This is a genomic window from Streptomyces sp. AMJ-169, assembly GCF_055597585.1.
Window position 1 is genome coordinate 201,676 of sequence record NZ_JBVLTJ010000006.1, and the last position, 25,410, is coordinate 227,085.

22 protein-coding genes and 2 pseudogenes are annotated in these 25,410 nt (G+C 73.4%); 13 read left to right on the forward strand and 11 right to left on the reverse strand.

The annotated features are described in order from the left end of the window. The first annotated feature begins 33 nt into the window (after nucleotides 1–33). From ACYUD3_RS16940 to ACYUD3_RS16955, 4 genes are all read left to right on the forward strand, one after another. Entirely contained in the window at nucleotides 34–909 is an 876-nt protein-coding gene (locus ACYUD3_RS16940) for a glycerophosphodiester phosphodiesterase (RefSeq protein ID WP_470970288.1), read from the forward strand. A 36-nt stretch (nucleotides 910–945) separates the two neighbouring features. Next, complete coding sequence (locus tag ACYUD3_RS16945) at nucleotides 946–1,500, forward strand: methylated-DNA--[protein]-cysteine S-methyltransferase (protein ID WP_470970290.1); 555 nt, start codon at nucleotides 946–948, stop codon at nucleotides 1,498–1,500. 148 nt (nucleotides 1,501–1,648) lie between these two features. Then, nucleotides 1,649–2,554 carry a pseudouridine-5'-phosphate glycosidase gene (locus ACYUD3_RS16950; protein ID WP_470970292.1) on the forward strand — a complete coding sequence of 302 codons (906 nt, stop codon included), beginning with the start codon at nucleotides 1,649–1,651 and terminating at the stop codon, nucleotides 2,552–2,554. Nucleotides 2,555–2,560: 6 nt separating this feature from the next. Then, nucleotides 2,561–3,466, forward strand: a complete 906-nt coding sequence (locus ACYUD3_RS16955; protein WP_470970295.1) for a carbohydrate kinase family protein — start codon at nucleotides 2,561–2,563, stop codon at nucleotides 3,464–3,466. Nucleotides 3,467–3,771: 305 nt separating this feature from the next. Here ACYUD3_RS16955 and ACYUD3_RS16960 read toward each other — a convergent pair whose 3' ends face one another. Continuing rightward, nucleotides 3,772–4,563, reverse strand: a complete 792-nt coding sequence (locus ACYUD3_RS16960) for a methyltransferase domain-containing protein (protein WP_470970297.1) — start codon at nucleotides 4,561–4,563, stop codon at nucleotides 3,772–3,774. Between the two features lie 183 nt (nucleotides 4,564–4,746). Here ACYUD3_RS16960 and corA point away from each other — a divergent pair, with 183 nt between their 5' ends. Next, a complete protein-coding gene (gene corA, locus ACYUD3_RS16965) occupies nucleotides 4,747–5,874 on the forward strand; it encodes a magnesium/cobalt transporter CorA (protein ID WP_470970299.1) in 1,128 nt (375 codons plus the stop codon). Between the two features lie 7 nt (nucleotides 5,875–5,881). Here corA and ACYUD3_RS16970 read toward each other — a convergent pair whose 3' ends face one another. Next, on the reverse strand, nucleotides 5,882–6,316 hold the full coding sequence (locus ACYUD3_RS16970; RefSeq protein WP_470970302.1) for a CBS domain-containing protein: 435 nt from the start codon (nucleotides 6,314–6,316) through the stop codon (nucleotides 5,882–5,884). Nucleotides 6,317–6,682: 366 nt separating this feature from the next. Beyond that, a pseudogene (locus tag ACYUD3_RS16975) lies at nucleotides 6,683–7,337 on the reverse strand (nucleoside/nucleotide kinase family protein). A gap of 447 nt (nucleotides 7,338–7,784) precedes the next feature. Between ACYUD3_RS16975 and ACYUD3_RS16980 the strand changes: the two are divergent. The 3 genes from ACYUD3_RS16980 (at nucleotide 7,785) to ACYUD3_RS16990 (ending at nucleotide 10,773) form a co-directional block, all read left to right on the forward strand. Further along, nucleotides 7,785–8,468, forward strand: a complete 684-nt coding sequence (locus ACYUD3_RS16980) for a DUF2293 domain-containing protein (RefSeq protein WP_470970305.1) — start codon at nucleotides 7,785–7,787, stop codon at nucleotides 8,466–8,468. A 147-nt stretch (nucleotides 8,469–8,615) separates the two neighbouring features. Further along, nucleotides 8,616–9,095, forward strand: coding sequence for an anthrone oxygenase family protein (locus ACYUD3_RS16985; RefSeq protein WP_470970307.1), 480 nt, complete (start codon nucleotides 8,616–8,618; stop codon nucleotides 9,093–9,095). Between the two features lie 196 nt (nucleotides 9,096–9,291). Then, nucleotides 9,292–10,773, forward strand: coding sequence for a glutamate synthase subunit beta (locus tag ACYUD3_RS16990; protein WP_470970309.1), 1,482 nt, complete (start codon nucleotides 9,292–9,294; stop codon nucleotides 10,771–10,773). A 96-nt stretch (nucleotides 10,774–10,869) separates the two neighbouring features. Here the strand turns inward: ACYUD3_RS16990 and ACYUD3_RS16995 are convergent, their stop codons facing one another. Both ACYUD3_RS16995 and ACYUD3_RS17000 read right to left on the reverse strand, forming a co-directional pair. After that, nucleotides 10,870–11,136: a DUF397 domain-containing protein gene (locus tag ACYUD3_RS16995; protein WP_470970312.1), complete on the reverse strand. Its 267-nt coding sequence runs from the start codon at nucleotides 11,134–11,136 to the stop codon at nucleotides 10,870–10,872. Then, nucleotides 11,136–11,996 carry a helix-turn-helix domain-containing protein gene (locus ACYUD3_RS17000; RefSeq protein ID WP_470970314.1) on the reverse strand — a complete coding sequence of 287 codons (861 nt, stop codon included), beginning with the start codon at nucleotides 11,994–11,996 and terminating at the stop codon, nucleotides 11,136–11,138. The genes ACYUD3_RS16995 and ACYUD3_RS17000 overlap by 1 nt, the downstream gene beginning before the upstream one ends. A gap of 298 nt (nucleotides 11,997–12,294) precedes the next feature. On the opposite strand from ACYUD3_RS17000, the pseudogene ACYUD3_RS17005 reads away from it, so the two are divergent. The 3 genes and pseudogenes from ACYUD3_RS17005 to ACYUD3_RS17015 all read left to right on the forward strand — a co-directional run. Further along, a pseudogene (locus ACYUD3_RS17005) lies at nucleotides 12,295–12,900 on the forward strand (ATP-binding protein); the annotation flags it as partial. A 395-nt stretch (nucleotides 12,901–13,295) separates the two neighbouring features. Next, a complete protein-coding gene (locus ACYUD3_RS17010; RefSeq protein ID WP_470970317.1) occupies nucleotides 13,296–13,700 on the forward strand; it encodes a hypothetical protein in 405 nt (134 codons plus the stop codon). 198 nt (nucleotides 13,701–13,898) lie between these two features. After that, nucleotides 13,899–15,959 carry an ABC transporter ATP-binding protein gene (locus tag ACYUD3_RS17015; protein ID WP_470970319.1) on the forward strand — a complete coding sequence of 687 codons (2,061 nt, stop codon included), beginning with the start codon at nucleotides 13,899–13,901 and terminating at the stop codon, nucleotides 15,957–15,959. Here ACYUD3_RS17015 and ACYUD3_RS17020 read toward each other — a convergent pair. Together ACYUD3_RS17020 and ACYUD3_RS17025 are read right to left on the reverse strand one after the other, a co-directional pair. Further along, complete coding sequence (locus tag ACYUD3_RS17020; protein WP_470970321.1) at nucleotides 15,898–16,539, reverse strand: DUF899 family protein; 642 nt, start codon at nucleotides 16,537–16,539, stop codon at nucleotides 15,898–15,900. The two genes, ACYUD3_RS17015 and ACYUD3_RS17020, sit on opposite strands and share 62 nt — an antisense overlap. A gap of 143 nt (nucleotides 16,540–16,682) precedes the next feature. Next, the gene (locus ACYUD3_RS17025; protein WP_470970324.1) at nucleotides 16,683–18,539 is read right to left on the reverse strand and encodes an FUSC family protein; all 1,857 of its coding nucleotides are present in this window, start codon (nucleotides 18,537–18,539) and stop codon (nucleotides 16,683–16,685) included. 317 nt (nucleotides 18,540–18,856) lie between these two features. Here ACYUD3_RS17025 and ACYUD3_RS17030 point away from each other — a divergent pair, with 317 nt between their 5' ends. Continuing rightward, complete coding sequence (locus tag ACYUD3_RS17030) at nucleotides 18,857–19,255, forward strand: RidA family protein (protein ID WP_470970326.1); 399 nt, start codon at nucleotides 18,857–18,859, stop codon at nucleotides 19,253–19,255. A gap of 18 nt (nucleotides 19,256–19,273) precedes the next feature. On the opposite strand, the gene ACYUD3_RS17035 is transcribed toward ACYUD3_RS17030, so the two are convergent. Further along, nucleotides 19,274–19,990 (reverse strand): aspartate/glutamate racemase family protein, encoded by a 717-nt coding sequence (locus tag ACYUD3_RS17035; RefSeq protein WP_470970328.1) that lies wholly within the window; start codon nucleotides 19,988–19,990, stop codon nucleotides 19,274–19,276. A 4-nt stretch (nucleotides 19,991–19,994) separates the two neighbouring features. Next, nucleotides 19,995–21,458 carry an NCS1 family nucleobase:cation symporter-1 gene (locus ACYUD3_RS17040; RefSeq protein WP_470970331.1) on the reverse strand — a complete coding sequence of 488 codons (1,464 nt, stop codon included), beginning with the start codon at nucleotides 21,456–21,458 and terminating at the stop codon, nucleotides 19,995–19,997. A gap of 666 nt (nucleotides 21,459–22,124) precedes the next feature. Between ACYUD3_RS17040 and ACYUD3_RS17045 the strand changes: the two genes are divergently transcribed. Continuing rightward, complete coding sequence (locus ACYUD3_RS17045) at nucleotides 22,125–22,823, forward strand: GntR family transcriptional regulator (RefSeq protein ID WP_470970332.1); 699 nt, start codon at nucleotides 22,125–22,127, stop codon at nucleotides 22,821–22,823. A 279-nt stretch (nucleotides 22,824–23,102) separates the two neighbouring features. On the opposite strand, the gene pip is transcribed toward ACYUD3_RS17045, so the two are convergent. Further along, entirely contained in the window at nucleotides 23,103–24,062 is a 960-nt protein-coding gene (gene pip / locus ACYUD3_RS17050) for a prolyl aminopeptidase (RefSeq protein ID WP_470970335.1), read from the reverse strand. A 296-nt stretch (nucleotides 24,063–24,358) separates the two neighbouring features. Further along, on the reverse strand, nucleotides 24,359–25,186 hold the full coding sequence (locus tag ACYUD3_RS17055; RefSeq protein ID WP_470970337.1) for a uracil-DNA glycosylase: 828 nt from the start codon (nucleotides 25,184–25,186) through the stop codon (nucleotides 24,359–24,361). Nucleotides 25,187–25,410: the final 224 nt, after the last annotated feature.

Consider the following 25,410-nt stretch of genomic DNA (forward strand, 5'->3'; position numbering starts at 1 on the left):
ACTTACGTGGTCACAAGAAGCGAGGGAGTACGCATGTACGCGCGCGTAGTTGTCGCCGCGGCCGCCTCTGTGGCCGGTGCCGCGGCGCTCCTGATGGCGCCGGTCCAGGAGGCCCAGGCGGTGAGCCGCCCCTTCCCCGCCGTCATCGGCCATCGGGGGGCCTCCTCCCAGGCCCCCGAGAACACCCTGGCCTCCGCCGACAAGGCGGCCCAACTGGGCATCGGCTGGATCGAGAACGACGTGCAGCGCACCAAGGACGGGGAACTCGTGGTGATCCACGACGACACCCTGCGCCGTACGACGAATGCGGCCAAGATCTTTCCGGGCCGCGCGCCGTGGAAAGTGAAGGACTTCACGGCGGCGGAGATCGCGAAGCTCGACGCGGGCAGCTGGTTCTCACAGGCTTACGCGGGCACGCGCGTACCGACCCTGAAGCAGTTCGTGAATCGCCTCGAACACAATGGTCAGAAGCTCCTTCTGGAGATCAAGAACCCGCAGCTGTATCCGGGGATCGAGCAGCAGATCGTCAAGGTGCTCGGCAACGAGGGCTGGCTGGACCGGGCGCATCTGACGAGCCGCCTGGTGGTGCAGAGCTTCGACGCGGAGAGTCTGAAAACCGTCCATGACCTGCGCCCGGCGGTGCGCACCGGCTACCTGGGCACGCCGACGGAGGCCGAACTGCCCGCCTACGCGCGGTTCGTCGACCAGGTCAACCCGGCGTACGGCGGGGTGTCGCAGAGCTGGGTGGCGGCGGCGCACAGCGTCCGGGGGCCGCACAACGCGCCGCTGAAGGTGTTCGTGTGGACGGTCGACGACGCGGCCACCGCGCGCACGGTGCGCGGGTACGGCGTCGACGGGATCATCAGCAACAAACCGGACGTCGTGCGGCGGGCGCTGTACTGGTACTGATCCGGCGTTGTCAGTGCCGGGCCGTACCGTGAGGGCATGAGCGGTGTCGGGGAGTCCGGGGAGCAGGTCGTGTGGGCCGTCGTCGGCAGTGGCGTCGGTCCACTGCTGCTGGCGGCGACCCGCGCGGGGCTGGTGCATGTGGTGTTCCACGCGGAGGGCGCGGTGCGCGGGCGGGCGCTGGAGCGGCTCGGGGAGCGGCTGGGGAGTCTGCCCGTGGAGGCGCCCGGGTCGGCGGCGCTGGCGGAGCCGGTACGCCAGCTGGAGGAGTACTTCGCGGGGCGGCGGCGCCGGTTCGCGCTGGCGCTGGACTGGTCGCTGGTCACGGGGTTCAACCGGCAGGTGCTGCGCGAGCTGGCGTCAGGGGTGCCGTACGGGGCCGTAGCAGGCTATGGGGAGCTGGCGCGGCGGGTGGGGCAGCCGAGGGCGGCTCAGGCGGTGGGGGTGGCGATGGGGGCCAATCCGCTGCCGGTCGTGGTGCCGTGTCACCGGGTGGTGGAGAGCGACGGGGGGATCGGCGGGTTCGGGGGCGGCCTGGAGACGAAGCGGAGGCTGCTGGCGCTGGAGGGGGTGCTGCCGGAGCCGCTGTTCTGACCGCGTCTGGGCGCGGGGTGGCGGGTGAGACGTGTGGTGTTGTCCGTCATGTCCCCGCAGGGTGGCGGGCTCCACAGGGCGCAAGGGTTTGACCAGGGGCCGCGACCGCCAGAGATGAGGTCAGGAGCGACCTAGAGGAGGCGGGCCCGTGGTGCTGGCGGTGTCGGAAGAGGTACGGGAGGCGCTCGCGGCGCGGCGGCCCGTGGTGGCGCTGGAGTCGACGATCATCTCGCACGGGCTGCCCCGGCCGCGCAACCTCCAGGTGGCGCGCGAACTGGAGGACGCCGTCCGCGCGGAGGGCGGCGTACCGGCGACCGTGGCGGTGCTGGACGGGCTGCCGCATGTGGGGCTCGACAAGGAGCAGATCGAGCGGATCGCCAATGAGGACGTCCGCAAGCTGAGCCACCGGGATCTGCCGCTGGCGGTGGCGGCCGGGGTGAGCGGGGCGACGACGGTGTCGGCGACCGCGCAGCTGGCGGCGCTGGCCGGGGTGCGGGTGTTCGCCACCGGCGGGCTCGGCGGGGTGCACCGGGAGTGGACGCTCACCCAGGACGAGTCGGCCGACCTGGGGCTGCTCGCGCGAACGCGGATCACGGTGGTGTGCGCGGGCGTGAAGTCGATCCTGGACGTGCCGGCGACGCTCCAGCGCCTGGAGACGCTGGGTGTGGCGGTCGCCGGGTACGGCACGGACCGCTTCCCGGGCTTCTACCTGTCGGACTCCGGCCACCCCGTGGAGTGGACCCTGGAGACGCCCGGGGCGGTCGCGGAGGTGATGCGGGCCCAGGACGCGCTGCGGACGCCGCCTTCGGCACTGATCGTCGCCAACCCCGTGCCCGAGGAGCGGCAGTTGGATCCCGCGCTCCACGCGCGCGTGCTCGCCGACGCCCTGCGCGCATGCGAGGAGGCGGGCATCAAGGGGCAGCAGGTCACCCCGTTCCTGCTGGGCTACCTGGTCCGGCACACCGACGGCGCGTCCCTGGAGGCCAACCTCGCGGCCGTGGGCGGCAACGTCCGGCTGGCCGCGCGGATCGCGGCGGCCTGGGCCGAGGGCTGAGCGGCCGTGGCGGGCGGCGGGGGGCTCCTGGTCGTCGGGGACGTCGTGACGGACGTGGTGGCCCGTTACGCGGGCCCTGCGGCGGCCGGTACCGACACCGCCGCCGCGATCTCGACCCTCCCGGGCGGCGCGGGCGCCAACGTGGCGTGCTGGGCCGCCCATTGGGGCTGCGCGGACGTACGGCTGCTGGGCCGGGTCGGGGCGGATTCGGCCGCGTGGCACGAGCGGGAACTGGCCGCCCACGGGGTACGGCCGCTCCTGGTCGTCGATCCTGAGGCGGCCACCGGGACGGTGATCTGCCTGGTCGACTCCGCGGCGGGGGCCGAGCGGACGTTCCTCACCGACAGCGGCGCCTCGCTGCGCCTGTCCCCCGGCGACTGGTCCGACGCCCTCCTGGACGGCGTCGCCCGGCTGCATCTCTCGGGCTACCTGCTGTTCTCCGCCACCGGCCGCGCCCTGGTGCGTACGGCGCTGACGGCGGCCCGCGCGCGGGGCGTTCCGGTCAGCCTCGACCCCGCGTCGGCCGGTTTCCTCACGGAGCTGGGCACCGCGCGGTTCCTGGAACTCGTCGACGGCATCGACCTGTTGCTGCCCAGCCGTGACGAGGCGTGCCTGCTGACGGGCCTGCCCGACACCGCCGACGCGGCGGCCAAGCTGAGCCTCCAGGTAGCGCTGGTGGTGGCCAAGCAGGGCGCGGAGGGGGCGGTGGTGGCACGCGGCGGCGAGATCCTCGCGCGCGTACCGGCCGTCGCAGCGCGGGCCCGGGACACGACGGGGGCGGGGGACGCGTTCACGGGGGCGTTCCTGGCGGCGCTGTCGTCCGGCGCGGACGCGGAGACGGCGGCGGGCGAGGGGTGCCGGGCGGGGGCACGGGCGGTGGAGGGGGTGGGGGGCCGGCCACCGGGGGTTTGAGGGGTGGGGTTCGGCGGGAGGGGCGCGCTGGGAGGCGCGGGCGGCCTTGGGCGGTGGGTGCCGCTGTCCGCGCGGGCGGCCTCGGGCGAGGAGGCGTCCCCGGGCGGTCAACTGCCCCCGGCCGGGCGGGCGTATCCGGCGGGCCAAGGCATCGTCAGCCGCGCGGGCGCCCCGGCCGAAGAGCCGCCCCGCGCGGGCAGCGCCCAGCCGCGCACGCGACCGTGGACGGAGGGCGCGGCAGGTCAGGAAATTGCGGTACAGGCCCCAGCCGCGCACGCGCCCGCGGCCGAGCGCCCCCGCGCGCATCACCCCTTCCGCCCCCAAGCCGAGATCATCGGTGCCGTGGCCAAATCCATCCCTCCGGAGGCGATGTTGGCCAGGTGTCGGTCGATGTCCTCGTCGGTGGCGAGGCCGGCGGCGGTGAGGGCGGGGCGGAGATGGCGGACGGTGGCCGACTCCAGGGCCGCGCAGGCGGGGGACGTGACGGGGAAGTAGGCGTCGGCCTCGACGCGTTGGAGGCCGGCCTCGCGCAGCAGGCGGGGCAGTCGGCGGCCATAGGCGAGGTCGGCGCCGCGCTCGGCGAGCAGGGTGCGGAAGGCGTGCCGCAGCCGGTTGGCGAGCTGCTGGGCGGGGCCGTGCTCGTCGGGGCAGATCAGCGGCTGGAGGGCGGGGTCGGCGTCCTCGATCAGGAGCCGGCCGCCGGGCCGCAGCGCCTTGATCATCGAGCGCAACGCCCGGTCCCGGTCCGGGACATGGACGAGGACGAGGCGGGCGTGGACCAGGTCGAAGCCCTCCCCCGGCGGCTCCTCGGCGCCGACGTCGTGGACACGGACCTCGACGGGCCGGGCGGCGGAGGCGAGGTGGGTGGTGTCGAGGTCGGTGGCGAGCACCCGGCCGGTCGGGCCGACCTTCTTGGCCAGCCAGGAGACCACGGAGGTACCGCCCGCGCCGACCTCCCAGCAGCGCCAGCCGGGTCCGATGCCGAGGCCTTCGAGGTGACGGAAGGTCGTGGGGTCGAAGAGGGTGGCGAAGGCGTCGAAACGCTCGCCCGCCTCGGCCCGCTGGTTGTCGAGGAGATACCCGTCGGTTCGCGTCATGAGGTGATCATCCCATTTATCCGGGTTGTCGAGGGAGGCCGACGCGACCGTTTTCCACAGGCGGGAACAAAGCGGAATGCCGGTTTTCCACAGGCCTTACCCGTCGCATACGTCCGGCTGGCACACTGGCGGGCCAGACGAACGGATCGGCGCAAAGCGGGAAGAGCCGGGGAGGAGAGCCGTATGACCATGGCGGGAAATCTGCGGAAGGTCACCGGCCTGGGCAGGGTCGGGGGGCTGCGCAAGGCGGTGCGGCTGGCACGCAAGGTCGCGCGGGTCGACCTCAGCCATCCGGCGCGCTCACCGCTGGGTTCCTCGGTGGTCAACTGCGTGGCGTACGAGGACGGGGTGCGCGCCCCCGCGGCCGGGGACCTGGTGGACACGGTGGAGCGGGTCCGCAAGCAGAAGCACGGCTTCGTCTGGCTGGGGCTGCACGAGCCGACGAACGCCGAGTTCGCGGGCATCGCCGAGCTGTTCGACCTGCATCCGCTGGCGGTGGAGGACGCGGTCGAGGCCCATCAGCGGCCGAAGGTCGAGCGGTACGACGAGACGCTGTTCGCGGTGTTCAAGACGGTCTGTTACGTGGAGCACGAGCAACTGACCGCGACCAGCGAGGTGGTGAGCACCGGCGAGATCATGGTCTTCGTCGGCCGGGACTTCGTGATCACCGTCCGGCACGGCAGGCACGGCTCGCTCGGCCCTCTGCGCGAGGGCCTGGAGGCCTCCCCCGCGCAGCTCGCCAAGGGCCCTTCGGCGGTGCTGCACGCGATCGCGGACCATGTCGTCGACGACTACCTGGCCGTCACCGACGCGATGCAGGCGGACATCGACCAGGTGGAGACGGACGTCTTCACCGACGAGGGCGGGCGGGCCGACCCGGGGCGGATCTACCAGCTCAAGCGGGAGCTGCTGGAGCTGAAGCGGGCGGTGGTGCCGCTCGGCCGGCCGCTGCTGGAGCTCGCGGACCGGCCGGCGCGGGTGATCGAGCCGGAGATACAGGCGTACTTCCGGGACGTCGCCGACCATCTCCTGCGGGCCACCGAGCAGATCGCCGCCTTCGACGAACTGCTGAACTCGATCCTCCAGGCGCATCTGGCGCAGGTGTCCGTCGCGCAGAACGAGGACATGCGCAAGATCACGGCGTGGGCGGCGGTGATCGCCGTGCCGACGATGGTGTGCGGGGTGTACGGCATGAACTTCGACCACATGCCGGAGCTGCACTGGACCTACGGATACCCCCTCGTCCTCGGGCTGATAGCCGTCGTCTGCCTCTCCCTGTACCGGGGCTTCCGGCGCAACGGGTGGCTGTGAGGGGCGCTCAGTGCGGGCCGGGGCCGGTCCGCGCGTAGACGCTCTCCGTCCAGGTCGCCAGCTGGCTCGCGGTGAGGTGCTGGGCCAAGTCGGCCTCGCTGATCATGCCGACGAGGCGTTTGCCGGCGATCACCGGGAGCCGGCGGATCTGATGGCCCTGCATCTCCTGGAGGACCTCGCTGACGTCGGCGCCGGCGTCGATCCAGCGGGGGGTGCCCTGGGCCATCTCGCCGGCGGTCACCTTCGCCGGGTCGTGGCCCATGGCCACGCAGCCGACGACGATGTCGCGGTCGGTGAGGATGCCGCAGAGCCGTTCGTTCTCGTCGCTGATGGGCAGGGCTCCGACGTTCAGGTCGCGCATCAGCTGGGCGGCGCGGTCGAGGGTCTCGTGGGCGGGGATCCACTGCGCACCCCGGTGCATGATGTCTCCGGCCGTGGTCATGGACGGCCTCCCTTGCCGGACGGCCGGCGCGGCGCGGGGGGCGTCACTGTCCCGGCGGGATCCATTGTCGCCGGGGGGTGGAGGGGGCGCACCTTCCCGGGAGGGCACCTCCTGGGGGGCGCACCTTCCCGGGGCGGGGCGAAGCCGGGCGGGCCGCACCGGCCAAAGAAGGGCGCGCCGAGCGGGAGGGCACGCCGGGCTCATCTCGCAGAGCGCTCGGCCCTTCGGAACCAGGCCGGCCGCTCCAAGCCCGCATCCGAAGAAGCTCAGCCCTACCGGAAGCCCTCCCGAAAGCCCTCCGGGAAGCCCCCCCCTCCGGGAAGCCCCCTCTCTGGGAAGCCCTCTCCCGGAAGCCCCCCCGGGGGGTCAGCCCTCCCCGCCGGCGTTCCAAGCAGGATGCCGTGGATCGTCGGCCCGGATCAGGACATCGGCGGCCGTCGCCGGATCGGTCTCGGCGGCGTAGCGCTCGTACGCGGGCAGGGTCCACTGCTCGGCGTCGGGGGTGCGGCGGCGCAGGGCGGGCGGGGAGAGCTGGAGGTGGACGGTCAGGTCGAAGGGGAACCAGTGCCGCAGGAGGAGGGGGCCGTGCAGCAACAGGAAGCCGCCGGGCGGGAGCCGGACGTACGGGCTGCGGGTGGCGCGGTCGGTCGCCGGGTCCCACAGGTCGGGCAGGACACGTCCGTCGCCGCCGGGTTCGAGGGGGCCGAAGACCTCCCGCCACAGCGCGCGGGTGTCGAACCAGCCGTCGTAATAAGCGTCCGCGTCATGGTGGCCGTGCTCGAAGCGGACGGACGCGGGGCGCAGGAAGCCGTGTGTGTCGACCGTACGGGACGGCCGCCCGCGTACCCGCAGCGCGTCCGCGACCCGTGCCGCCAGCTCGCCCGGCCGCGCGGCCGGGGCCCCGTCGAAGGCGACCCTCGGCCAGGGGCTGCCGTCCGACGGCTCCAGTCCCGCCAGCCGCTCGGCCAAACAGCTCACCGAGCCGGTCCCAGGTGATCGCTTCGAGTCGCACAGGGGTCATGATGCGGCAAGGGGGTGAGGGCTCGCGCAGGAGGTCCGCCCCTCAGCCGCCGCCCCCGCCCGCCGACGCACCCCAACACCCGCCTGCCCAGCCCCGGTTGACCGATCCCCACCGGCGTGATCCCGCCCCGCACCCCCCTGCCCACCCCCGTCGGCCGCCCCCACCGGCGTGCTCCCGCCCCGCACCCCTCCGCCCAGCCCCCGTTGCCCCCTCCCCACCGGCACGTTCCCGCCCCGCACCCTTGCCCAGCCCCCGTCGGCCGGCCCCCACCGGGGCGATCCCGTCCCGCACCCCCTGCCCACCCCCCGTCGACCGCCCCCCACCGGCGTGCTCCCGCCCCACACCCCTCCGCCCACCCCCGTCGACCGATCCCCACCGGCGCGTTCCCGCCCCGCCCCCTGCCCCCACCGGCGTGTCCCCGTCCCGGAACCCGGGCATGAAAGGCGTATGGCGGCTGGCGGGCGTTCGGGGCTGTTGGTCTTTCAGGCGGTGCGGCGGGTCTGTTGTGCCAAGTGCCGGCGGGGTCCGCTGGCGTCACTCGTGCGGGAGGAGGGGGCGCCCTGGTGTCTGGGGTGCGCGGATCTCGGGCATCTGGTGTTCCTCCCGCGCGGGGACACGGCGCTGACCCGGCGGGCGCGGGAGGAGAGCGGGCTGTCGGTGGTGGTCGTGCGGTTCGACCGGCGCAGGGGGCGGTACGAGCGGCAGGGCGTGCTCGTCGAGGAGGCGGGGCTCGCGCGGGCGGAGACCCGCTGTCTCGCGGACGCCGAGGCGCGGCGCAGACGGCGGGCGCGGGACGCGCGGCGCCGGGCCGCCGAGGACGTGCGGTTCGCGGCGGCGTTCGCGGCGGAGATACGGCGGCTGTTCCCGGCCTGCCCGGCGAACCGCGCGCAGGCGATCGCCGGGCACGCGTCGGTGCGCGGCAGCGGCCGGGTGGGGCGCAGCGCGGCCGGCCGCGCGCTGACCGAGAGCGCGGTGACCGCCGCGGTCGTCGCCTCTGTACGGCACGTCGACACCCCGTACGACCGCCTGCTGATGGACGGGGTCCCGCGTGCGGAGGCGCGGCGCAGGATCGCGGCGGGGGCGGAGACGGTGTTGGCGCGGTGGCGGGGCGGGGTGGCTGCGGTGGGGTGAGGGGTGGGCTTCGGCGGCGGAAGGGGGCTCGGTTCCGCCGAGCGGGAGTCGGCGCCCCGCGGCTGCGCAAAGCGCAACCGGCGTCGGACCCCCGTCCCCCGAACCGGAGTTGACGGATCCCGGTACTACAAGCAGGAGTTGACGTTCATGGTCCAGGGGCCGTACGCGGTGATGGCCGCAGCTGGTGTGCTGGTCTCCGGTGTGATGGCGGGGCTCTTCGCCGGTCTGTCGGTCCTGGTCGTGCGCGCGTTCGCCGCGCTGCCGGCCGCGCGGGGGGCCGCGGCGATGAACGCGGTCAACTCGGTCGCGCTGGGGCCGGTGTTCATGGTGCTGTTCTTCGGTGCGGCCGGGGTGTGCGCGGTGATCGCGGTGGTGACGTTCGTGCTGTGGCCGCAGGCGGGGCGGGTGGAGCTGCTGCTGGGCAGCGGGCTGTATCTGGCGGGGGTGTTCGGGGTGACCGTCCTGGCCAGCGTGCCGCGCGGCGAGACGTTGCTGAAGCTGGGCGCGGACTCGCCGGAGGGGGTCGCGTACTGGCCGTCCTACCTGCGGGGATGGACGTTCTGGAACCACGTCCGGACGGCGTCGGCGGGAGCGGCGGCGGTGTCGTACGTACTGGCGCTGACCTGACGAACAGAGCCCCCCGACCTGACAGGCAGCCCCCGCGAAGCGCCCCCGACCCGACAGGCAGAGCCTCGCGAAACGCCCCCGACCCGACCGCCGGCCCCCGCCCCACCCGACGCGCACCCACCCCCACCCCGTCGTATCGTGGCGAAAAAGACACCGCCCGCTGTCCGGAAAAGAACGTGGACGTGAGGTGTACGCCATGGCCGACCCCAAGGGTTTTATGCGTGCCCCCCGCCGGGAGTGGCCGCGGCGGGCGGTCGCGGAGCGGGTGCGGGACTGGGACGAGGTGTACGTGCCCGGGGCCCTGCTCCCGCTGATCGTCGAGCAGGCCGACCGGTGCATGGACTGCGGTGTGCCGTTCTGCCACGACGCGTGTCCGCTGGGGAATCTGATCCCGGAGTGGAACGACCTGGTGGCGCGCGAGGACTGGCGGGCGGCGGCCGAGCGGCTGCACGCGACGAACAACTTCCCCGAGTTCACCGGCCGGCTGTGCCCGGCGCCGTGCGAGGCGGGGTGCGTCCTGGCGATCAACCAGCCGGCGGTGACCATCAAGAACGTCGAGTGCGCGATCGCCGACCGCGCCTGGGCGGAGGGTTTCGTGCCGCCCCGGCCGCCGGACCGGCTGTCGGGGCGGCGCGTCGCCGTCGTCGGCTCGGGCCCGGCGGGGCTCGCGGCGGCGCAGCAGCTCACGCGCGCGGGCCACACGGTCGTCGTCTACGAGAAGGACGACCGCCCCGGCGGCCTCCTGCGCTACGGCATCCCCGAGTTCAAGATGGAGAAGCGCCACCTGGACCGGCGCCTGGCGCAGATGCGGGCGGAGGGGACGAAGTTCCGTACGGGGACGGCCGTCGGACGCGACGTCAGGGCGGGTGAGCTGCGGGCGCGGTACGACGCGGTGGTGATCGCGACGGGGGCGACGGCGTGGCGGGAACTTTCGGTGCCGGGACGGTCGTTGGAGGGGATACGGCAGGCGATGGAGTATCTGCCGGCGGCCAACAGGGTGTGCGAGGGGTCGGGTTCAGCTTCACCCTTGTCGGCCGGGGGAAAGCACGTGGTGATCGTGGGCGGGGGTGATACGGGGGCGGACTGCCTGGGCACGGCGGTACGGCAAGGGGCCGCTTCGGTCACCCAGCTGGACATCTACGACCGTCCCGGCGAGGCGCGCGACGAGGACGCGGACCCCTGGCCGACGTACCCGAAGCTGTACCGGCTCTCGGCGGCCCATGAGGAGGCGCGCGACCTGGAGACGGCGCCCGCGGCCGACGCCCGACTGTTCGCCGCGTCCACGCTCCGCTTCGAGGGGGACGCCGACGGGCGGGTCCGGGCCCTGCACCTCGTCGAGGTGGACGCCGCCCGCCGGCCCCTGCCCGGTACCGACCGCGCCCTCCCCGCCGACCTCGTCCTGCTCGCCCTCGGCTTCTCAGGTCCCGACCTCACCGACGGCCTGGTCGAGCAGCTGGGGCTCGCCGTGGAGCGGCGCGGCACCCTCACCCGCGCCGACGACTTCACGACCGCCGTCCCCGGAGTCTTCGTCGCCGGGGACGCCGGGCGCGGTCAGTCGCTGGTCGTGTGGGCGATCGCGGAGGGGCGGGCGGTCGCGGCGGCGGTGGACCGGTACATGACGGGAAGCTCTCGGCTTCCGGCGCCGGTGTCGGCGTTCGACCGGCCTATGGGGGTGTAGCGGACGTACGCCGCGCCGCCCGCTCCGGTGACGAGGAGGGGCGGCGCGGTCAGGTTCGGCTGTTCAAAGTAAGCAACATCAGCAAAAGTCACCCGCTCAGGAAAGGAGGAAGTCCGCCTCACCCGCCTTCGCGCCCTCGATGAACGCCACCATCTCCGCCGTGGTGTAGATCAGCGCGGGCCCGTCGGGGTCGGTGGACTGCCGCAGGGCGATCCGTCCGTCGTCGAGCTTCATCGCCTCCAGGCAGTTGCCCCCGTTCCCGCCGCTCCACGGCTTGTGCCAGCCCTCGCTGCCCAGCTCCCGCGCGGGCATGCCGTTGTAGATCCGCGGCGCGGGAGAGGGAGAGGACGTGATGCGATCCATTACAGCTCCTTGCGGAGATCCTGGAGGATCTCCTTCGTGCGATGTGCCGTAGCGGCCTGCGCCGCCATGCGGTCCATGACCTCGAGGTGGGTCGCCACCTCTTGGCGGCCGTCGAGATAGACGGCGCCGGTCAGGTACTCGCTGTAGACCATGTCCGGAAGCTCCGGCATGGCGAATCGGAACAGCACGAAGGGCCCGTAGGTGCCGGGGTGCGGCCCGTTGGCGAACGGGGCGACCTGGACGACCACGTTGGGCAGCTCCGTGCTGTCGAGGAGTTTGCCGAACTGCGCGCGCATCACCTCCGGGCCGCCCACCGGACGGCGCAGCGCCGTCTCGTCCATGACGACCCAGATCCTGGGCGCGTCGGGACGGGTGAGCAGTTCCTGGCGTTTCATCCGCAGGTCGACGAGGCGTTCGATGTCCTCGGGCCGGGTCTGGCCGATGGCACCGGACGTGAGGACGCCCCGGGCGTACTCCTCGCTCTGGAGGAGGCCGGGGACGAAGTGCGGTTCGTACTGGCGGATCATGCTCGCCGCGCCCTCCAGGCTGACGTGCATGGAGAACCAGCCGGGCAGGACGTCGTGGAAGCGCTGCCACCAGCCGGGCCGGTTGGCGTCCTCGGCGAGGTGGACGAAGGCGGCGGCCTCGTCGTCGGCGACGCCGTACGCCTTCAGCAGCAGCTGGAGGTAGGGGATCTTCAGGGCGACCTCGGCGGTCTCCATCCGGCGGATCGTCGCGGGGGCGACGCGCAGGACGCGGGCGGCTTCCTCACGCCCCAGCCCCGCGCTCTCCCGCAGGTCTTGCAGACGCCGTCCGAGGACCACCTGGCCCACGGTCGGCGCGGACCGCGGCTCGCTCACGCTCCACCTCCACCTCTGCTGAAGAACGTCCGAACAAAACCCCCGGGAACCGCCGACGACCACGTGCGGGCGCCCGGCTCCCCGGCACCGGGGTTCCTGACAGCCCTGCGGCGCCGTTCGGAGACCTGGCCGGCGGCGATCCGTACGACTACGGAGCGTGTGTACGTCGATGTACGCACACGCCCGGTACGGAAGGCGGCCGGCGATCCCAATTGGCGCCGCTCTACGTGCTGTTGCGAGCAGTGTGCCACGGCGCCTCACCGCGTCACACAGCACTCTGCATTTTTCAGAGTGACACTTGCCAAGTGTTCACGGCGGGGCGATAGTGGCAAGCGTGATTCCGTCCGCGCCCTTAGGAACAGACGCCGCCGGCCGCCCCGCCGGTCTCGGCAGTGCGCCGGGAGCAGGCCGTGACCGGGCCGCCGCGCGCCGGTTCCGGTTCGAGCTGGCCGCGCACCCGGCCTCCCCCGCTCAGGCCAGACGCCTGGTCCGGGCCCGGCTGACCGGCTGGTCGGTGGGCGAGGACACCTGCGACTCGGCCGCCCTCGTCGTCTCCGAGCTGGTCACCAACGCGATCGTGCACACCGAGAGCGGGACCGTCGTGTGCGAGCTGTACGACGGCGGCGACGTGGTGCGTATCACCGTGCGTGATCAAGGGTGCACGACGGGTGAGCCGCGCCCGGCGGCGCAGCGCCCCGAGGAGGAGCACGGCCGCGGCCTGCTGCTCATCGACGCGATCTGTAGCGCGTGGGGCGCCCAGGAGCACGGCTCCGGCCTCCTCGTCTGGGCGGACCTCCCCCGGGGTGACGCTCCGCAGGACACCGCGCACGCCGACCTCGGCTGGGGCGCCCGCCCCAAGCCCGCCCCCGAACGCCAGGGCGAGAACACGGGCACCGCCGAGGAGACGGAGAAGAAGCAGACGGCGACCCAGCACACGAGCGTCGTACGCCAACTCGCCCTCCCCCACCAGGGATTCACCGCACTACCCCACCCCGCCCCCGAGGAGCACACGCCGGTACGACAGACTGCGGTACGACAGTCCGCGCCGCGCCGCGCGGAAGGTCACCCTCAAAGTCACGTCCCGAGCCCCACCCCGGTGCACTCCCAGAATCCCCAGGGTCACCCGGCCCGTTCCGTGCCGCACCAGCGCGCGCAGAGCACGGCCGCCGACCTCACCCCCTGGCGCTCGCATCCCGCTCCGGCGCACGCCGCGTCATGGCCGCCGGAGCCGTCCGCCTCCATGGAGCAAGAGCGGAGCCGGGAGTGAGCGCCCTCTCCGCCGAAGGGCCGGTGCTCAGCATGAACACACTCGTCAGGATCGGACGCGACCTCGCGGGCCACGCCGACAAGCCGCTGCGGCTGCCCCTCCCGGAGGGCATGACCGCCCCCCTCGGCTGCGACGCCGTGGCGATCCCCGCCCGCCTGGGCCCGCTGCTGACGGCCCGGCTGCCGCGCGTGGGCTGCGTGTACGCCGACGACGCGCACTGGTGGTGGCTCGTCCCGGCCGACTCCGACTACGCCCTGGACTGGCCCGCGCCCGCGCGGTACGCGACCGGCGCGATCGTCCCGGACGCCCCGCGCACCCTCACCCTCGTCCACCGCCCCGACGGCACGCTGCCGTACACCCCGCCGATACCGCTGTACCTCGCGCTGTGCCGGCTGATGGGCGAGACACCGGCCTGGTCCAGGCCGATCAGCGCGTAAGACGACTTCGCGCCGGTACGACTTAGCCAAGTCGCCGCCGGGCGCAGCCAAGTCGCCCCGCAGCCCCCTGTGCGGCGCACGCCCGCGCACCCACCCCCTCCCCCCGCACGCCCTCCCCCACACAGGCCCCACACGCCATAGTGGCCCTCCGTGCATATGACAGCACCGTCACGCCATCGGCACCGGGGGAGGTCGGCCGTGCGCACACCGCGCGGGCAGCGAACGAAACAGACCCCGAGCGACCCACCGGACCCGCCCCCGACCCCGGACCCGGACCCGGACTCACCCCCCGGCCCCCGCCGCGTCTCCGACTCCGAACGCCTCCTCTTCGGCGGCCCCCTCAGCTACGACACCGGCTGGAACCAGCACAACGACGCCGTCCTGGCGCTGGGCCTGCGCGCCCTCCTCACCCGCCTCCCCTCCCTCCTCGCGATGAGCCTGCGCCTCGCCCGCCAGGCGGACCCCCGCGCCGCCCGGATCGTGGTCGCCGCGGAGACCGCGCGCGGCGTCTCCCAGGCCGTCGGCCTGCTCGCGACCAACGCCGTCCTGGCCCGCCTGCTGACCGGCGGCCCCATCGAGAACCGGGTCGAGGGCGCCGCCCCGGCGCTGGCCGCGCTGGCCGTCGTCCTGCTGACCGGCGCCCTGCTGCGGGCCGCGTCGACGTACGCGACCGGGCGGCTCGAACCGAAGGTCGAGCGGGTCGCGACCGAGCTGTACCTGGAGCGGGCCGCCGGGGTGGAGCTGGCGGCGATCGAGGACCACGCGTTCCACAAGCTGCTGGACACCGCGCAGTACGGCGCGGCGTCGGCGCGCCGGATGATCGGGTACGGGACGCGCGTGGTGAACGCGGTGATCTCGCTGGCCGCGGCGGCGGGCGTGCTGACGGTGCTGCATCCGGCGCTGCTGCCGCTGCTGGTCACGATGACCCTGCCGAGCGCGTGGAGCGCGCTGACCAACGCGCGCCGGCGCTACGAGTCGTTCCACACCTGGGTGCAGCACGCCCGCGCAGGACAGCTGATCGCGGGGCTGCTGACCGAGCCGGCCGCGGCGCCGGAGATCCGGGTGCACGGCGTGGGCCCGTTCCTGCTGCGGCACTTCCGGCAGATGGCGGAGACCGCGGAGGCCGAACAGGCGCGCCTGGCACGGCTGTCGGCGCGCACCGGCCTGATCGCGGCGGGCTGGACGGGCCTCGCGACCGTCGCGACGTACGCGACGCTGGGCGGGCTGCTGCTCGGCGGGGCGATGGCGCTGTCGGTGGCGGGGACGGCCGTGATCGCCGTACGCAGCGGCTCGGGGAGTCTCAACTCGCTGGTGCTGGAGATGAATTCGCTGCACGAGGAGGCGTTGTTCGTCGGGGATCTCCAGCGGCTGTACGTCGAGGCGGCCGAGCACGCGATCCCGGACGGGGGCGCCGAACTCCCGGCCGAGCCGAGCGAGATCCGCTTCGAGAACGTCACCTTCCGCTATCCCGGGGACAGTTCGCGCCCCGCGCTGGACGACGTCACCCTCGCCCTCCCGCTCGGCCGCATCATCGCCCTCGTCGGGGAGAACGGCTCCGGCAAGACCACGCTGGTCAAGCTGCTCGCCGGGCTGTACCGGCCGGATGCGGGGCGCATCCTGTGGGACGGCGTCGACGCGGCCGGCGCGGACCGGCGGCAGCTGGCGGAGCGGATCGCGATGGTCGCGCAGGACTTCAAGCGGTGGCCGTTCACCGCGAAGGTCAACGTCGCCGTCGGCCGCCCCGCCGCGCCGCTGACCGACGAACGGCTCGCCGACGCCGTCGTGCAGGCGGGCGCCGAGGACGTCGTCGGCGATCTGCCGCGCGGCCTCGACACCTTGCTGGCCCGGCAGTTCAGCGGCGGGCACGAGCTGTCCGGCGGGCAGTGGCAGCGGCTCGGGATCGCGCGGGCGGCCTACCGGCGGGGGCGGATCCTCGTCGTCGACGAGCCGACGGCCGCGCTGGACGCGCGGGCCGAGCTGGAGGTGTTCGAGAAGATCCGCGCGCTGGCGGGCAGCGGGCAGACGGTCGTACTGATCACCCACCGGCTGGCGTCGGTGCGGCACGCGGATCTCGTGCATGTCCTCGATCAGGGGCGGCTGGTGGAGTCGGGGACGCCGGAGGGGCTGCTGGCGCGGGGAGGGGTGTACGCGGAGCTGTACGGGTTGCAGGCGGAGCAGTTCAGCAAGCCGGTGCCGCTCAGAACTCGTACTCGTCATGGAACAGCACCCTCGCCTCCCCCTGCCGTCCCAAAACCGTGAGATCCAGCAGGCTGGCGGCCGAGCCGAGACCGTCGAGGCCCCGCCCGAACGCCGAGTACGTGTGGAACACCCGCTCCCGCTCCCGCAGGAAGCAGCTCACCCCCGACCGCTCCACCAGCCCCCCGTCCGCCCGCTCGACGGTCGCCTCGAAATCCCGGTTGAAGTCGTTGCCGTGGGACGAATACCAGGGCAGCACCCACCCGAGCCGCGCCTGGAACGGCAGAATGCGGGTGTAGGGCGCCCGGGAGACGACGGCGAACGCGGTGTCGCGCGCCCGCAGATGCGCGAGGTGCCCCACCTGGTCGAGGAACGCGGCACTGCTGCGGCTGCCGGTCTCCCACTCGGGCGCGAACATGAAGTGGTGCACGACGAGCTGGGCGTGCCCGGCGAAGAGATCGAGCAGTACGGCCTTGCCGTCGCCGCCCTCGAAGACGTACTCCTCCTCGACCTCGACCACCGGCAGCCGCCGCCGCTCGGCGCTCAGCGCCTCCCGCGCCCGCGCGACCGCCTCCTCCTTCGCCAGCAGCTCGGCCCGCGCGGCCACCCACTCCGCCCGCGAAACGATCTCCGGGAACACCATCGCCGAACCACTCCTCCGTGCCGCAAGGTCGTTACGGAGGGGGTGACTTGAGGGGGGTGCGGAACTCATCGCCGGGCGGGAAGATTTTTTGCGCGGCCCGCTGCCTTTTTTGCGCGGCCCCCTGCCTTTTTCGCACCGCCCGCTCACACCGCGCGCGGCAGCTCCCCGACCAGCTTCAACCGCCCCCGGTACCCGGCGAGTTCACCCAGTATCTCGTCCAGCAGCTCCCGGTGCCGCCGCCCGAGGTGCCCGGTGTCGTCGAGCTGGACGGCACAGGCGGTGATGGTGTCGACGAGCCGTTCGAGGAGGACGGCGACCTCGTCGGTGCCCTCGGTGTGGCGGGCGAGGGCGGGGTGTTCGGCGGCGGAGAGCGCGATGGAGGCGCGGGCCTCGGCGAGCGTCCGGTACGCCTCCCGCCGCAGCGCCCACCGCTCGGCGCGCGCGCCCTGCGCGAGGACGTGCGCCAGGTACTCCCCGGCGGACGCGGCGGCCAGCGCGAGCCGCGCCCGCACCTGCCCGCCGCGCTGCTGCTCCCCCGGCATCGGCAGATGCCCCACGACCAGCACGAGCACACACGCCAGCAGCGTCTCGCCGATCCGCCCGAGCGAGGCCTGCGGCTCGCCCCCGACCATCACCAGCGCGAGCACGAGGACGGTGACGACGGCCGTCTGGGCGGCGAAGTGCCGGGTGGCGACGGGGATGACCGCCCCGCTCAGCGCGACCAGCGCGATCAGCCCCTCGGGCCGGGGCAGGAACGCGGCGAAGGCGGCGAACAGCAGCGCCCCGAGGACGGTCCCGGCGGCCCGGGACAGCACGCGCGAGACGAGCGGCCCGAGGTCGGGCTTGACGAGGAAGACGGCGGTGGCGGGCAGCCAGTACCAGTGGCTGTGCTCCCCGTACCAGCGGGAGTGGTGCAGCGCCTGCGCGATGGCGACGCTGGCGCCGAAGCAGAGGGCGACGCGCAGCCCGTACTCGCGCCCGCCGGCCCCGAACGCGGCCCGCAGCAGATCGCGGGCGCCGCGCCGGCGGGTGTGCAGCGCGACCCCGTGCCCCTGGTCGAAGGCCTCGGCGGCGCGCAGCAGCGCGTCGTCGAGCGCCCGCAGCGCCGGGGCGGAGCGGGCGGGCGCGGGCAGCGGACCGGTGGGCGTGTTCTCCCGTACGGCGACGGCGAGCCGGCGCGGCCCTTCCGCCGCCCGCCCCGACACCGCCTCCCCGGCCCAGGCCAGCGCCGTGGCGGCCTCGGCGAGGGGCAGCGCGGCGGCGTACTGCGCGTGCAGCCGCCGCTCGGCCGCGGAACTCGCGAACCGCCGCAACCGGGGCCCGGTGAGGGCGTCCTGGGCGTGATCGAGGGCGGCGGTGAGGGCGACCCGGGCGCGCCCGGCGTGGGAACCTCCGGCCGCGTCGAGCAGCCCGGCGACGGCGTCGTACACCCCGGCGACGGCGGCCCGCTCCCCGTCGAACCGGAAGTCCCCGGCGATGGCCCCAGGCGTAGGCAGCGCGAGCCGCAGCAGAATCAGCCACCCGGCCCCGCCGAGAAACGCGACGGCCCGCACCCACCCGCTCTCCTCCACCGGCATCCCCGCCCCGATCGCGGAGGCGACGAGCATCTGCGTCCCCCCGGCGGAGGCGACGGGCCCGATGGCACTCATGCACCCCGCGAGCAGCCCGATCCCGGTCAGCACAAGGGTGAGGACGACGGCGTCGACGCGCCCGGCGACGACCGTCCCGACCAGCATCCCCCCGGCCCCGGCCAGCGCAGGCACCCCCAGCCGCCGCACCGCGGCCCGCCGGCTCCCGGGCCGGTCGTTGATCCCGGCGAGCATGGCGGCGATGGCGGCGACGACACCGAGCGAGGTCGCATGAAACGCGACGGCCCCTCCCAGCAGCGGCCCGGCGGCCAACGCCCCCCGCACCACCGCGGCCCACGGCACGGGCCCCCGCTGCGCCCGCAGCGCATGAGCCAGCCAGGGGGGAAGCACGACACGGGGACGAGGGGGCACGGGGCTCCTGCCGATCGACAATTGACGGATACCGGCGGGCTTCGTCGACCGGGGGGTGCTTCTACGGTACGGAGGGGTGGGGGTGGTTTGCGTTTCATGGAGATGAAGAAGGATGGGGTTGGCCGCCTTCTTTATGAACGCAACTCGCGGGCGGGGCCTTGCGAACGCAGCCGGCGATCGGTTCTCCAGCCGCCGACGTCTAAGCGGCCCACCCACCCATGCCGCGCCGCGTCCTCAGCGACGGCCACCGGAAAACCGCGTGCGAGGGGCCTCATCCCTGCGGATGATCAGAAGACCGAGGACCCAGAGGAGCCCGCATGATCCGCCGCAGCACCGTCCCCCACCTCTTCCCGCCTCCCACCTACTCCCACGCCTCGACCGTGGAAGCCGGGACCAGGCTCGCCTTCCTCTCCGGAGCGGTACCGCTCGACGCGGAGGGGGAGTTGGTGGGGGCGGGGGATCATGTGCGGCAGGCCGAGCAGGTGTTGGGGAATCTGGGGGAGCAACTGCGGGCGGTGGGGAGCGGGTTCGGGGACGTGGTGTACACCGATGTGTATGTGGTGAGCTCCGAGAGCGCCGTGCTGGCCAAGGTGTGGGAGGTCGTCGAAGCCTCAGGGCTCAGTCTCGGCCCGCACTCCTCCACCCTCCTCGGCGTCTCGGCGCTCGGCTACAGCGGACAGCTCGTGGAGATCACGGCCGTCGCCGTGGTCCCTTAAAACTCCCGTGACTTCACTTCAGGAGGGCCGCCCCCACCGTCTCCCCTTCGCGAGCGGCGCCGCATAACCCCCCACCCGACTCGTCGTCAGCCCCAAGGACACCAGACTCTCCGCCAGCTTGACCGCCGCCCCCACCCCGTCCACCACCGGAACCCCCAGCTTCTCCGCGACCGTCCGCTGGAGGCCCGTCATCCCTGCGCAGCCCAGCACCAGGACCTCCGCGCCCGCCGCGACCACCCGTTCGGCCGCCGTGAGGAACGCCGCCTCCGTGCGTTCCCGGTCGGTGAGTTCGAGGACGCCGAGACCGGTGCCGGTGACCGCGACGCAGTTGCGGGCGACTCCGGCCAGCTCCAGGCTGTCCTCGATCTGCCCCCGCGTCCGCTCCAGCGTGGTGATCACGCCGTAGCGGCGGCCGAGGAGGCAGGCGAGGTGGGCGGCGGCCTCGGTGATGTCGACGACGGGTACGCCGACCAGCTCCCGGACCCCCTCCCGGCCGTGCTCGCCGAAGCCGGCCAGGACGACGGCGTCGTACGCGGGACCGTCGTAGGTGCGCAGGGTGTCGAGGACCGCCGCCGCGGAGAGGTAGCTGTCCAGCCAGCCCTCCGCGGACTCCGGGCCCCAGGACGGGGTGAGGCCCGCGACGGTGGTGCCCGGGGCCGCGGCGGCCCGGGCACCTCGTACGATCTCCTCGGTCATCTCCTGCGTGGTGTTGCAGTTGGTGACGACGATCCGCACCCGCTCAGACCTCCTGCCCGGCAGGCTCGGCCCGTTCGCTCCGGCAGATCGCCATGTACAGGCCGGCGGCGAGGGCCGTGCCGATGAACCATGAGTACGGCGCCACGTCGCTGAACGTCTTCACCAGCGCGAGGACCGCGGCGACGCCGGCGGAGGGCAGGAACGCCCACAGGGCCTTGGGGTTGACGCCGTTCCGGTAGTAGTACCGGGAGCCGGGGCGGGCGTCGAAGAGTTCCTCGGTGTCGACCCGGCCGCGCTTGACCCAGTAGTAGTCGACCATGATCACGCCGAACAGCGGTCCGAGGAACGCGCCGAGGCCGCCGAGGAAGTAGTTGACGACCGTGGGGTTGGAGAAGAGGTTCCACGGCGTGACGAGCAGCGCGGCGACGGTGCTGATCAGGCCGCCGACCTTGAAGGTGATCTTCTGCGGCCAGACGTTGGCCAGGTCGTACGCCGGGGAGACGAAGTTGGCGACGATGTTGACGCCCATGGTCGCCACCGCGAACGTGAACGCCCCCACCACCAGCACCCAGGTGTTGCCGACCTTCGCGACCAGCTCGGCGGGGTCGGTGATGGCCTCGCCGAACACCTTCAGGGAACCGGCCGTGACAATGACGGATACGACGACGAAGGCCGTGGAGTTGACCGGCAGCCCCCAGAAGTTCCCGCGCCGCACGGTCTTCTGGTCCGGCGCGAAGCGGGAGAAGTCGCAGAAGTTCAGCATCAGCGTGCCGTAGGTCGCGAGGATCAGGCCGATCGCGCCGAACCACTGCCGCCACTGCTCGCCGACGGAGACCGGGTGCGGGGTGGAGGTGAGCGAGATCGACCAGCCGGCCTTGGCGAGGATCCACACCGCCAGCGCGATCATCACCAGCCAGATCGCCGGCCCGCAGAAGTCCTGGAACTTGCGCACCGACTCCATGCCCTGACTGATGATCAGCGCCTGGATCAGCCAGAGCGACAGGAAGGAGACCCAGCCCAGCGCGTCGAGGCCGAGGAAGGAGTGCCGGGTCCAGGACTCCAGCCCCGGCCAGGCCGCGAGCAGCATGACGTTGACGGCGACGGAGGCGAGGTAGGTCTGGATGCCGTACCACATGATCGCGATGACGGCCCTGATCAGCGCGGGGATGTTGGCGCCCCAGACGCCGAAGCTGATCCGGCTGACGACCGGGAACGGCACGCCGTGGCGCTGGCCGATCTTCCCCATCCAGTTCATGCCGATGTAGATGAGCACGAAGCCGGCGAGCAGGGAGGTGAACACCTGCCAGACGTTCATCCCGAGGACCAGCAGGCCGGCCGCGAAGGTGTAGTTGCCCAGGTTGTGGACGTCCGACATCCACATCGCGAAGAGGTCGAAGACCTTCCAGTTGCGCTTCTCGGCGGGCGCGAGGTCTTCGTTGACGAGGCGGGGGTCGGGGGTGAACTCGGGGGATATGCCGGTGCTTTGGGTACTTTCGGCCAATGCCACGGGGGGCTCCTGGGGACGGGGTGGCGGAGGGCGGGGGGGACTTCAGAGGGCCGCTTCAGCGGGGTTTGGTATACCAAACTGGGGTCATGCTGCTCCCGCCGAACACTTCGACCGATGTCCGTCCCGTTAAGGCTCCGTAAAAGCACCTGGGGGGGCGGGCGGGAGCGGGGGCTGCGCGGCGGGTTCGGGTGGGCTGCGCGGCGGGTTCGGGTGAGGCGGCGCGGCGGGCCCGGGTGAGGCGGCACGAGGGTTCGGGTCGGCTGCGCGGCGGGCCCGGGTGAGGCGGCACGAGGGTTCGGGTCGGCTGCGCGGCGGGCCCGGGTGAGGCGGCACGGCGGGCCCGGGTGAGGCGGCGCGAGGGTTCGGGTCGGCTGCACGGCAGGCCCGGGTGAGGCGGCACGGCGGGTTCAGGTGAGGCGGCACGGCGGGTTCAAGCGGGGCGGCGCGGCAGGTTCAGGCGGGGCTGCGCGGCCAGCTCGCGTACGGCTTTGCGGCGGCCTCGCGTACGGCCGCGTGGGGCTTGCGCGGCGGCCTCTCACGTGAGGCCGCGTGGAACCTTGCGCGGCGGCCTCACGCACAGCTGCGTACGACTCCGCGGCGGCCTCACAGGGGGCCGCGCTGAAGCACCCCCGCCGAAAGCGCTCCCCCGTCGGCGAAAATGACCCCATGGGCTCCACCACTCAGCACGCACCGGCCACCGAACCCCTCGGCGCCACCCGCGAACGCGTCCTCGGCACACTGCGGCAGGACATCATCGCGGGCCGCCTCGCCCCCGGCGACCGGCTCGTCGAACGGGAGCTGGCCGAGCGGCTGGGGGTCTCCCGGGTACCGGTGCGCGAGGCGGTCCGCGCGCTGGTGGCCGAGGGTTTCGTGCACTTCGCCTCCGCCCGCCGCGCGGTCGTCCGCCGGCTCACCGCCGCGGACGTGCACGAACTCTTCGAGCTGCGCGAGGCGTTGGAGGTCTACGCGGCCGGCCTCGCCGCGGCGCGGGCGACGCCGGCGGACCTGGCGGCGCTGCGCGGGCTGCTGACGGAGGCGGCGAGGGCGATGGAGGAGGCCGACGCCGAGGCCATCACCGACATCAACACCCGTTTCCACGACGGCATCCTGACCATGGCCGGAAACAGCCTCCTCATCTCCGTCATGGACCCGGTGGCGGGCCGCCTGCGCTGGCTGACCCACCAGAACGACGAGTGGCCCCAACTCCTGGCGGAACACCAAGACTTGTACAGGGCAATCGCCTCCGGCGACCCGGACAGGGCGAGGACTCACGCTTTGGACCACGTCCGCACGAACCATCGGTCTACTTTGCGGCATTTGTTTGGGGAGGGAGACGCCGGGGCGGCGGAGGGCGACGGGGCATGAGGGCGACGTCGGGGCTGCGGGGGCGGCAAGGTGTGAGGGGGATGCCGGGGCGCCGGGGCAGCGGGGCGTGAGGGGGACGCCCGGGCTGCGAGGGCGGCAGCGCGTGCGGGGGACGTCAGGGCCGGTGGAGAGAAGTGAGCCGAGGGGCCGGAGTCAAGGCGGACGATGCCGGGTTCGCCGCCCGCCGATCCGCGAGGGCGAATCCGCGAGGGCGTCGTACTCGGGAAGGGCGGCTGACGTGCCACCGCCCGCCGCCCCTTCCGAGTACGACGGCCCCCTCTACGCCCCCCAGCCCCGCGCGTACTTGTCCGTCGCCGCCACCAGCGCCTCCCCCACCCCCGGCGCCCCCGCGTTGTGCCCGGCATCGTCGACGAGCACCAACTCGCTGCCGGGCCAGGCCTGGTGGAGCCGCCAGACCGTGCCGAGGAGGTTGCCGAAGTCGAGGCTGCCCTGGACGAGGGTGCCGGGGACGCCGGCGAGGAGGTGCGCCTCGCGCAGGATCACCCCGTCCGGCATGAAGTGGCCGTTGCCGAAGTAGTGCGTGACCGTGCGGGCGAAGGAGTATCTGAACTCCGGGTCCTGGAACCGCTCGACGGAACGCGGCGGCGCCGGGATGATCGCCGTCTCCCAGTCGGTCCAGGCCAGCACCGCCCGCTCCCGCACCGCCGGATCGGACGACTCCAGCAGCCGGTTGTACGCCGCCGCGAGATTCCCGTCCCGCTCCCCCTCGGGCAGCCCGGCGAGAAACTCCCCGAACGCCTCGGGAAAGATCCGCCCGAGCCCACGGGTCAGCAGCCCCACCTCCGCGTCCGACCCGGTCGCCACCCCGGTCAGCACCAGCTCCGACACCACCCCGGGGTACGTCTGCGCGTACCGCAGCCCGAGCACCGACCCCCACGACACCCCCCACACCAGCCAGCGCCCGATCCCCAACTCCCGCCGCAGCAGCTCCAGATCGGCGATGAGGTGGCCGGTGGTGTTGACGCTCATGTCGGTGCCGGGGTCACTGGCCCGAGGAGTCGACCGCCCCGCGCCGCGCTGATCCAGCAGGACGATCCGATACTTCACAGGATCGAACAGCCGCCGAAAATAAGGACCGCACCCGCTCCCCGGCCCCCCATGCAGCACCAACGCCGGTTTCCCCCGAGGGTTCCCGCAGCTCTCCCAGTAGACGCGATTACCACCCCCGACTTCGAGCAACCCGTGGTCGTACGGCTCGATCTCCGGATAGAGGCTCATCCGCCGCACCTTAGCCGGGCTGCCGAACGCCGCTCACCCCGATTTCGCCGAACTCCGCCGACGCGACTCTGTTCCGCGCCCGGGATTCCGGGAACGCCGCTTGAAGCGGACGCCCCTACGGGGCAAGCGGCCCACCGGCCCACCGGCCCACCGGCCCACCGGCCCACCGGCCCACCGGCCCACCGGCCCACCGGCCCACCGAGCCACCGGCCCACCGAGCCACCGAGCCACCGAGCCACCGAGCCACCGAGCCACCGAGCCACCGAGCCACCGAGCCACCGAGATGGGAACGCCCGTCACGTCCTGGGGACACGCGGCAGCCCTGCCGCCTCCGCCGCCTCCCCCAGCACCTCCCGCAGCATCTCCGGCGTGAGCTTCCCCGTGAACGTGTTCCGCTGGCTGACGTGAAAACACCCGAACACCTCCAACTCCCCGGCCTGACCAGCCCCAGCGCCGGTCACCCCAGCCCCACCGCCGGACACCCGAGCCCCACCACCAGCCACCCCACCCACACCGAACCCCCCGCCGCCCCCACCCCGCGCCACCACCCCCACCCGCACCCCATGCCCAAACCCCGGCCTAGGCCGAGGCACCTCCCACCCCGCCCCCGCCAACGCCGGCCACACCGCCTGCCACCCGAACGCCCCCAGCACGACCACCGCCCGCACAGTCGGCCGCAGCAACCCCAACTCCTCGACCAGCCAATGCCGGCACGCATCCCGTTCCCCCGGCGTCGGCTTGTTCTCCGGCGGCGCGCAGTGCACCGGCGCGGTGATCCGCACGCCGTACAGCTCCAGCCCGTCCCCGACCCGCACGGACTCCGGCTGCGAGGCCAGCCCCACGTCATACAGCGCCTGATACAGCACGTCCCCGGAACGATCCCCGGTGAACATCCGCCCGGTACGGTTCCCGCCGTGCGCGGCCGGTGCGAGGCCGACGACCAGCAGGCGCGCGTCCGCCGGCCCGAACCCCGGCACCGGTCGCCCCCAGTACGTCCAGCCCCTGAACGCCGCCCGCTTCTCCCGCGCCACCTCCTCCCGCCAGGCCACCAGCCGAGGACAGGCCCGGCACTCGGAGACCCGCTCGTCGAGGAGGTCCAGGGGAAGCGGATCTTGGGGACGCATACGCCCACGGTAGGACGCCGACGCCGCCTTCGTAGGACGTCGGTGCCGCCGGCAGGACCCCGGCCCGCCCCCGTAGGACGCCGTCGCCACCGACAGAACCCCGGGCCCGCCCTCGCAGAACACCGACACCACCCTCGTAGGACGCCGGTACCGCCGACAGGACCCCGGGCCCGCCCCGTAGAACACCGACGCCACCGACAGGACATCGGCGTCACCGACAGGAC

Coding starts and splice junctions, on each gene's coding strand:
- ACYUD3_RS16940 (WP_470970288.1), top strand. CDS start 34: ATGTACGCGCGCGTAGTTGTCGCCGCGGCCGCCTCTGTGGCCGGTGCC.
- ACYUD3_RS16945 (WP_470970290.1), top strand. CDS start 946: ATGAGCGGTGTCGGGGAGTCCGGGGAGCAGGTCGTGTGGGCCGTCGTC.
- ACYUD3_RS16960 (WP_470970297.1), bottom strand. CDS start 4,563: ATGACGCGAACCGACGGGTATCTCCTCGACAACCAGCGGGCCGAGGCG.
- corA (WP_470970299.1), top strand. CDS start 4,747: ATGACCATGGCGGGAAATCTGCGGAAGGTCACCGGCCTGGGCAGGGTC.
- ACYUD3_RS16970 (WP_470970302.1), bottom strand. CDS start 6,316: ATGACCACGGCCGGAGACATCATGCACCGGGGTGCGCAGTGGATCCCC.
- ACYUD3_RS16980 (WP_470970305.1), top strand. CDS start 7,785: ATGGCGGCTGGCGGGCGTTCGGGGCTGTTGGTCTTTCAGGCGGTGCGG.
- ACYUD3_RS16985 (WP_470970307.1), top strand. CDS start 8,616: ATGGTCCAGGGGCCGTACGCGGTGATGGCCGCAGCTGGTGTGCTGGTC.
- ACYUD3_RS16990 (WP_470970309.1), top strand. CDS start 9,292: ATGGCCGACCCCAAGGGTTTTATGCGTGCCCCCCGCCGGGAGTGGCCG.
- ACYUD3_RS16995 (WP_470970312.1), bottom strand. CDS start 11,136: ATGGATCGCATCACGTCCTCTCCCTCTCCCGCGCCGCGGATCTACAAC.
- ACYUD3_RS17010 (WP_470970317.1), top strand. CDS start 13,296: ATGAACACACTCGTCAGGATCGGACGCGACCTCGCGGGCCACGCCGAC.
- ACYUD3_RS17020 (WP_470970321.1), bottom strand. CDS start 16,539: ATGGTGTTCCCGGAGATCGTTTCGCGGGCGGAGTGGGTGGCCGCGCGG.
- ACYUD3_RS17030 (WP_470970326.1), top strand. CDS start 18,857: ATGATCCGCCGCAGCACCGTCCCCCACCTCTTCCCGCCTCCCACCTAC.
- ACYUD3_RS17045 (WP_470970332.1), top strand. CDS start 22,125: ATGGGCTCCACCACTCAGCACGCACCGGCCACCGAACCCCTCGGCGCC.
- pip (WP_470970335.1), bottom strand. CDS start 24,062: ATGAGCCTCTATCCGGAGATCGAGCCGTACGACCACGGGTTGCTCGAA.
- ACYUD3_RS17055 (WP_470970337.1), bottom strand. CDS start 25,186: ATGCGTCCCCAAGATCCGCTTCCCCTGGACCTCCTCGACGAGCGGGTC.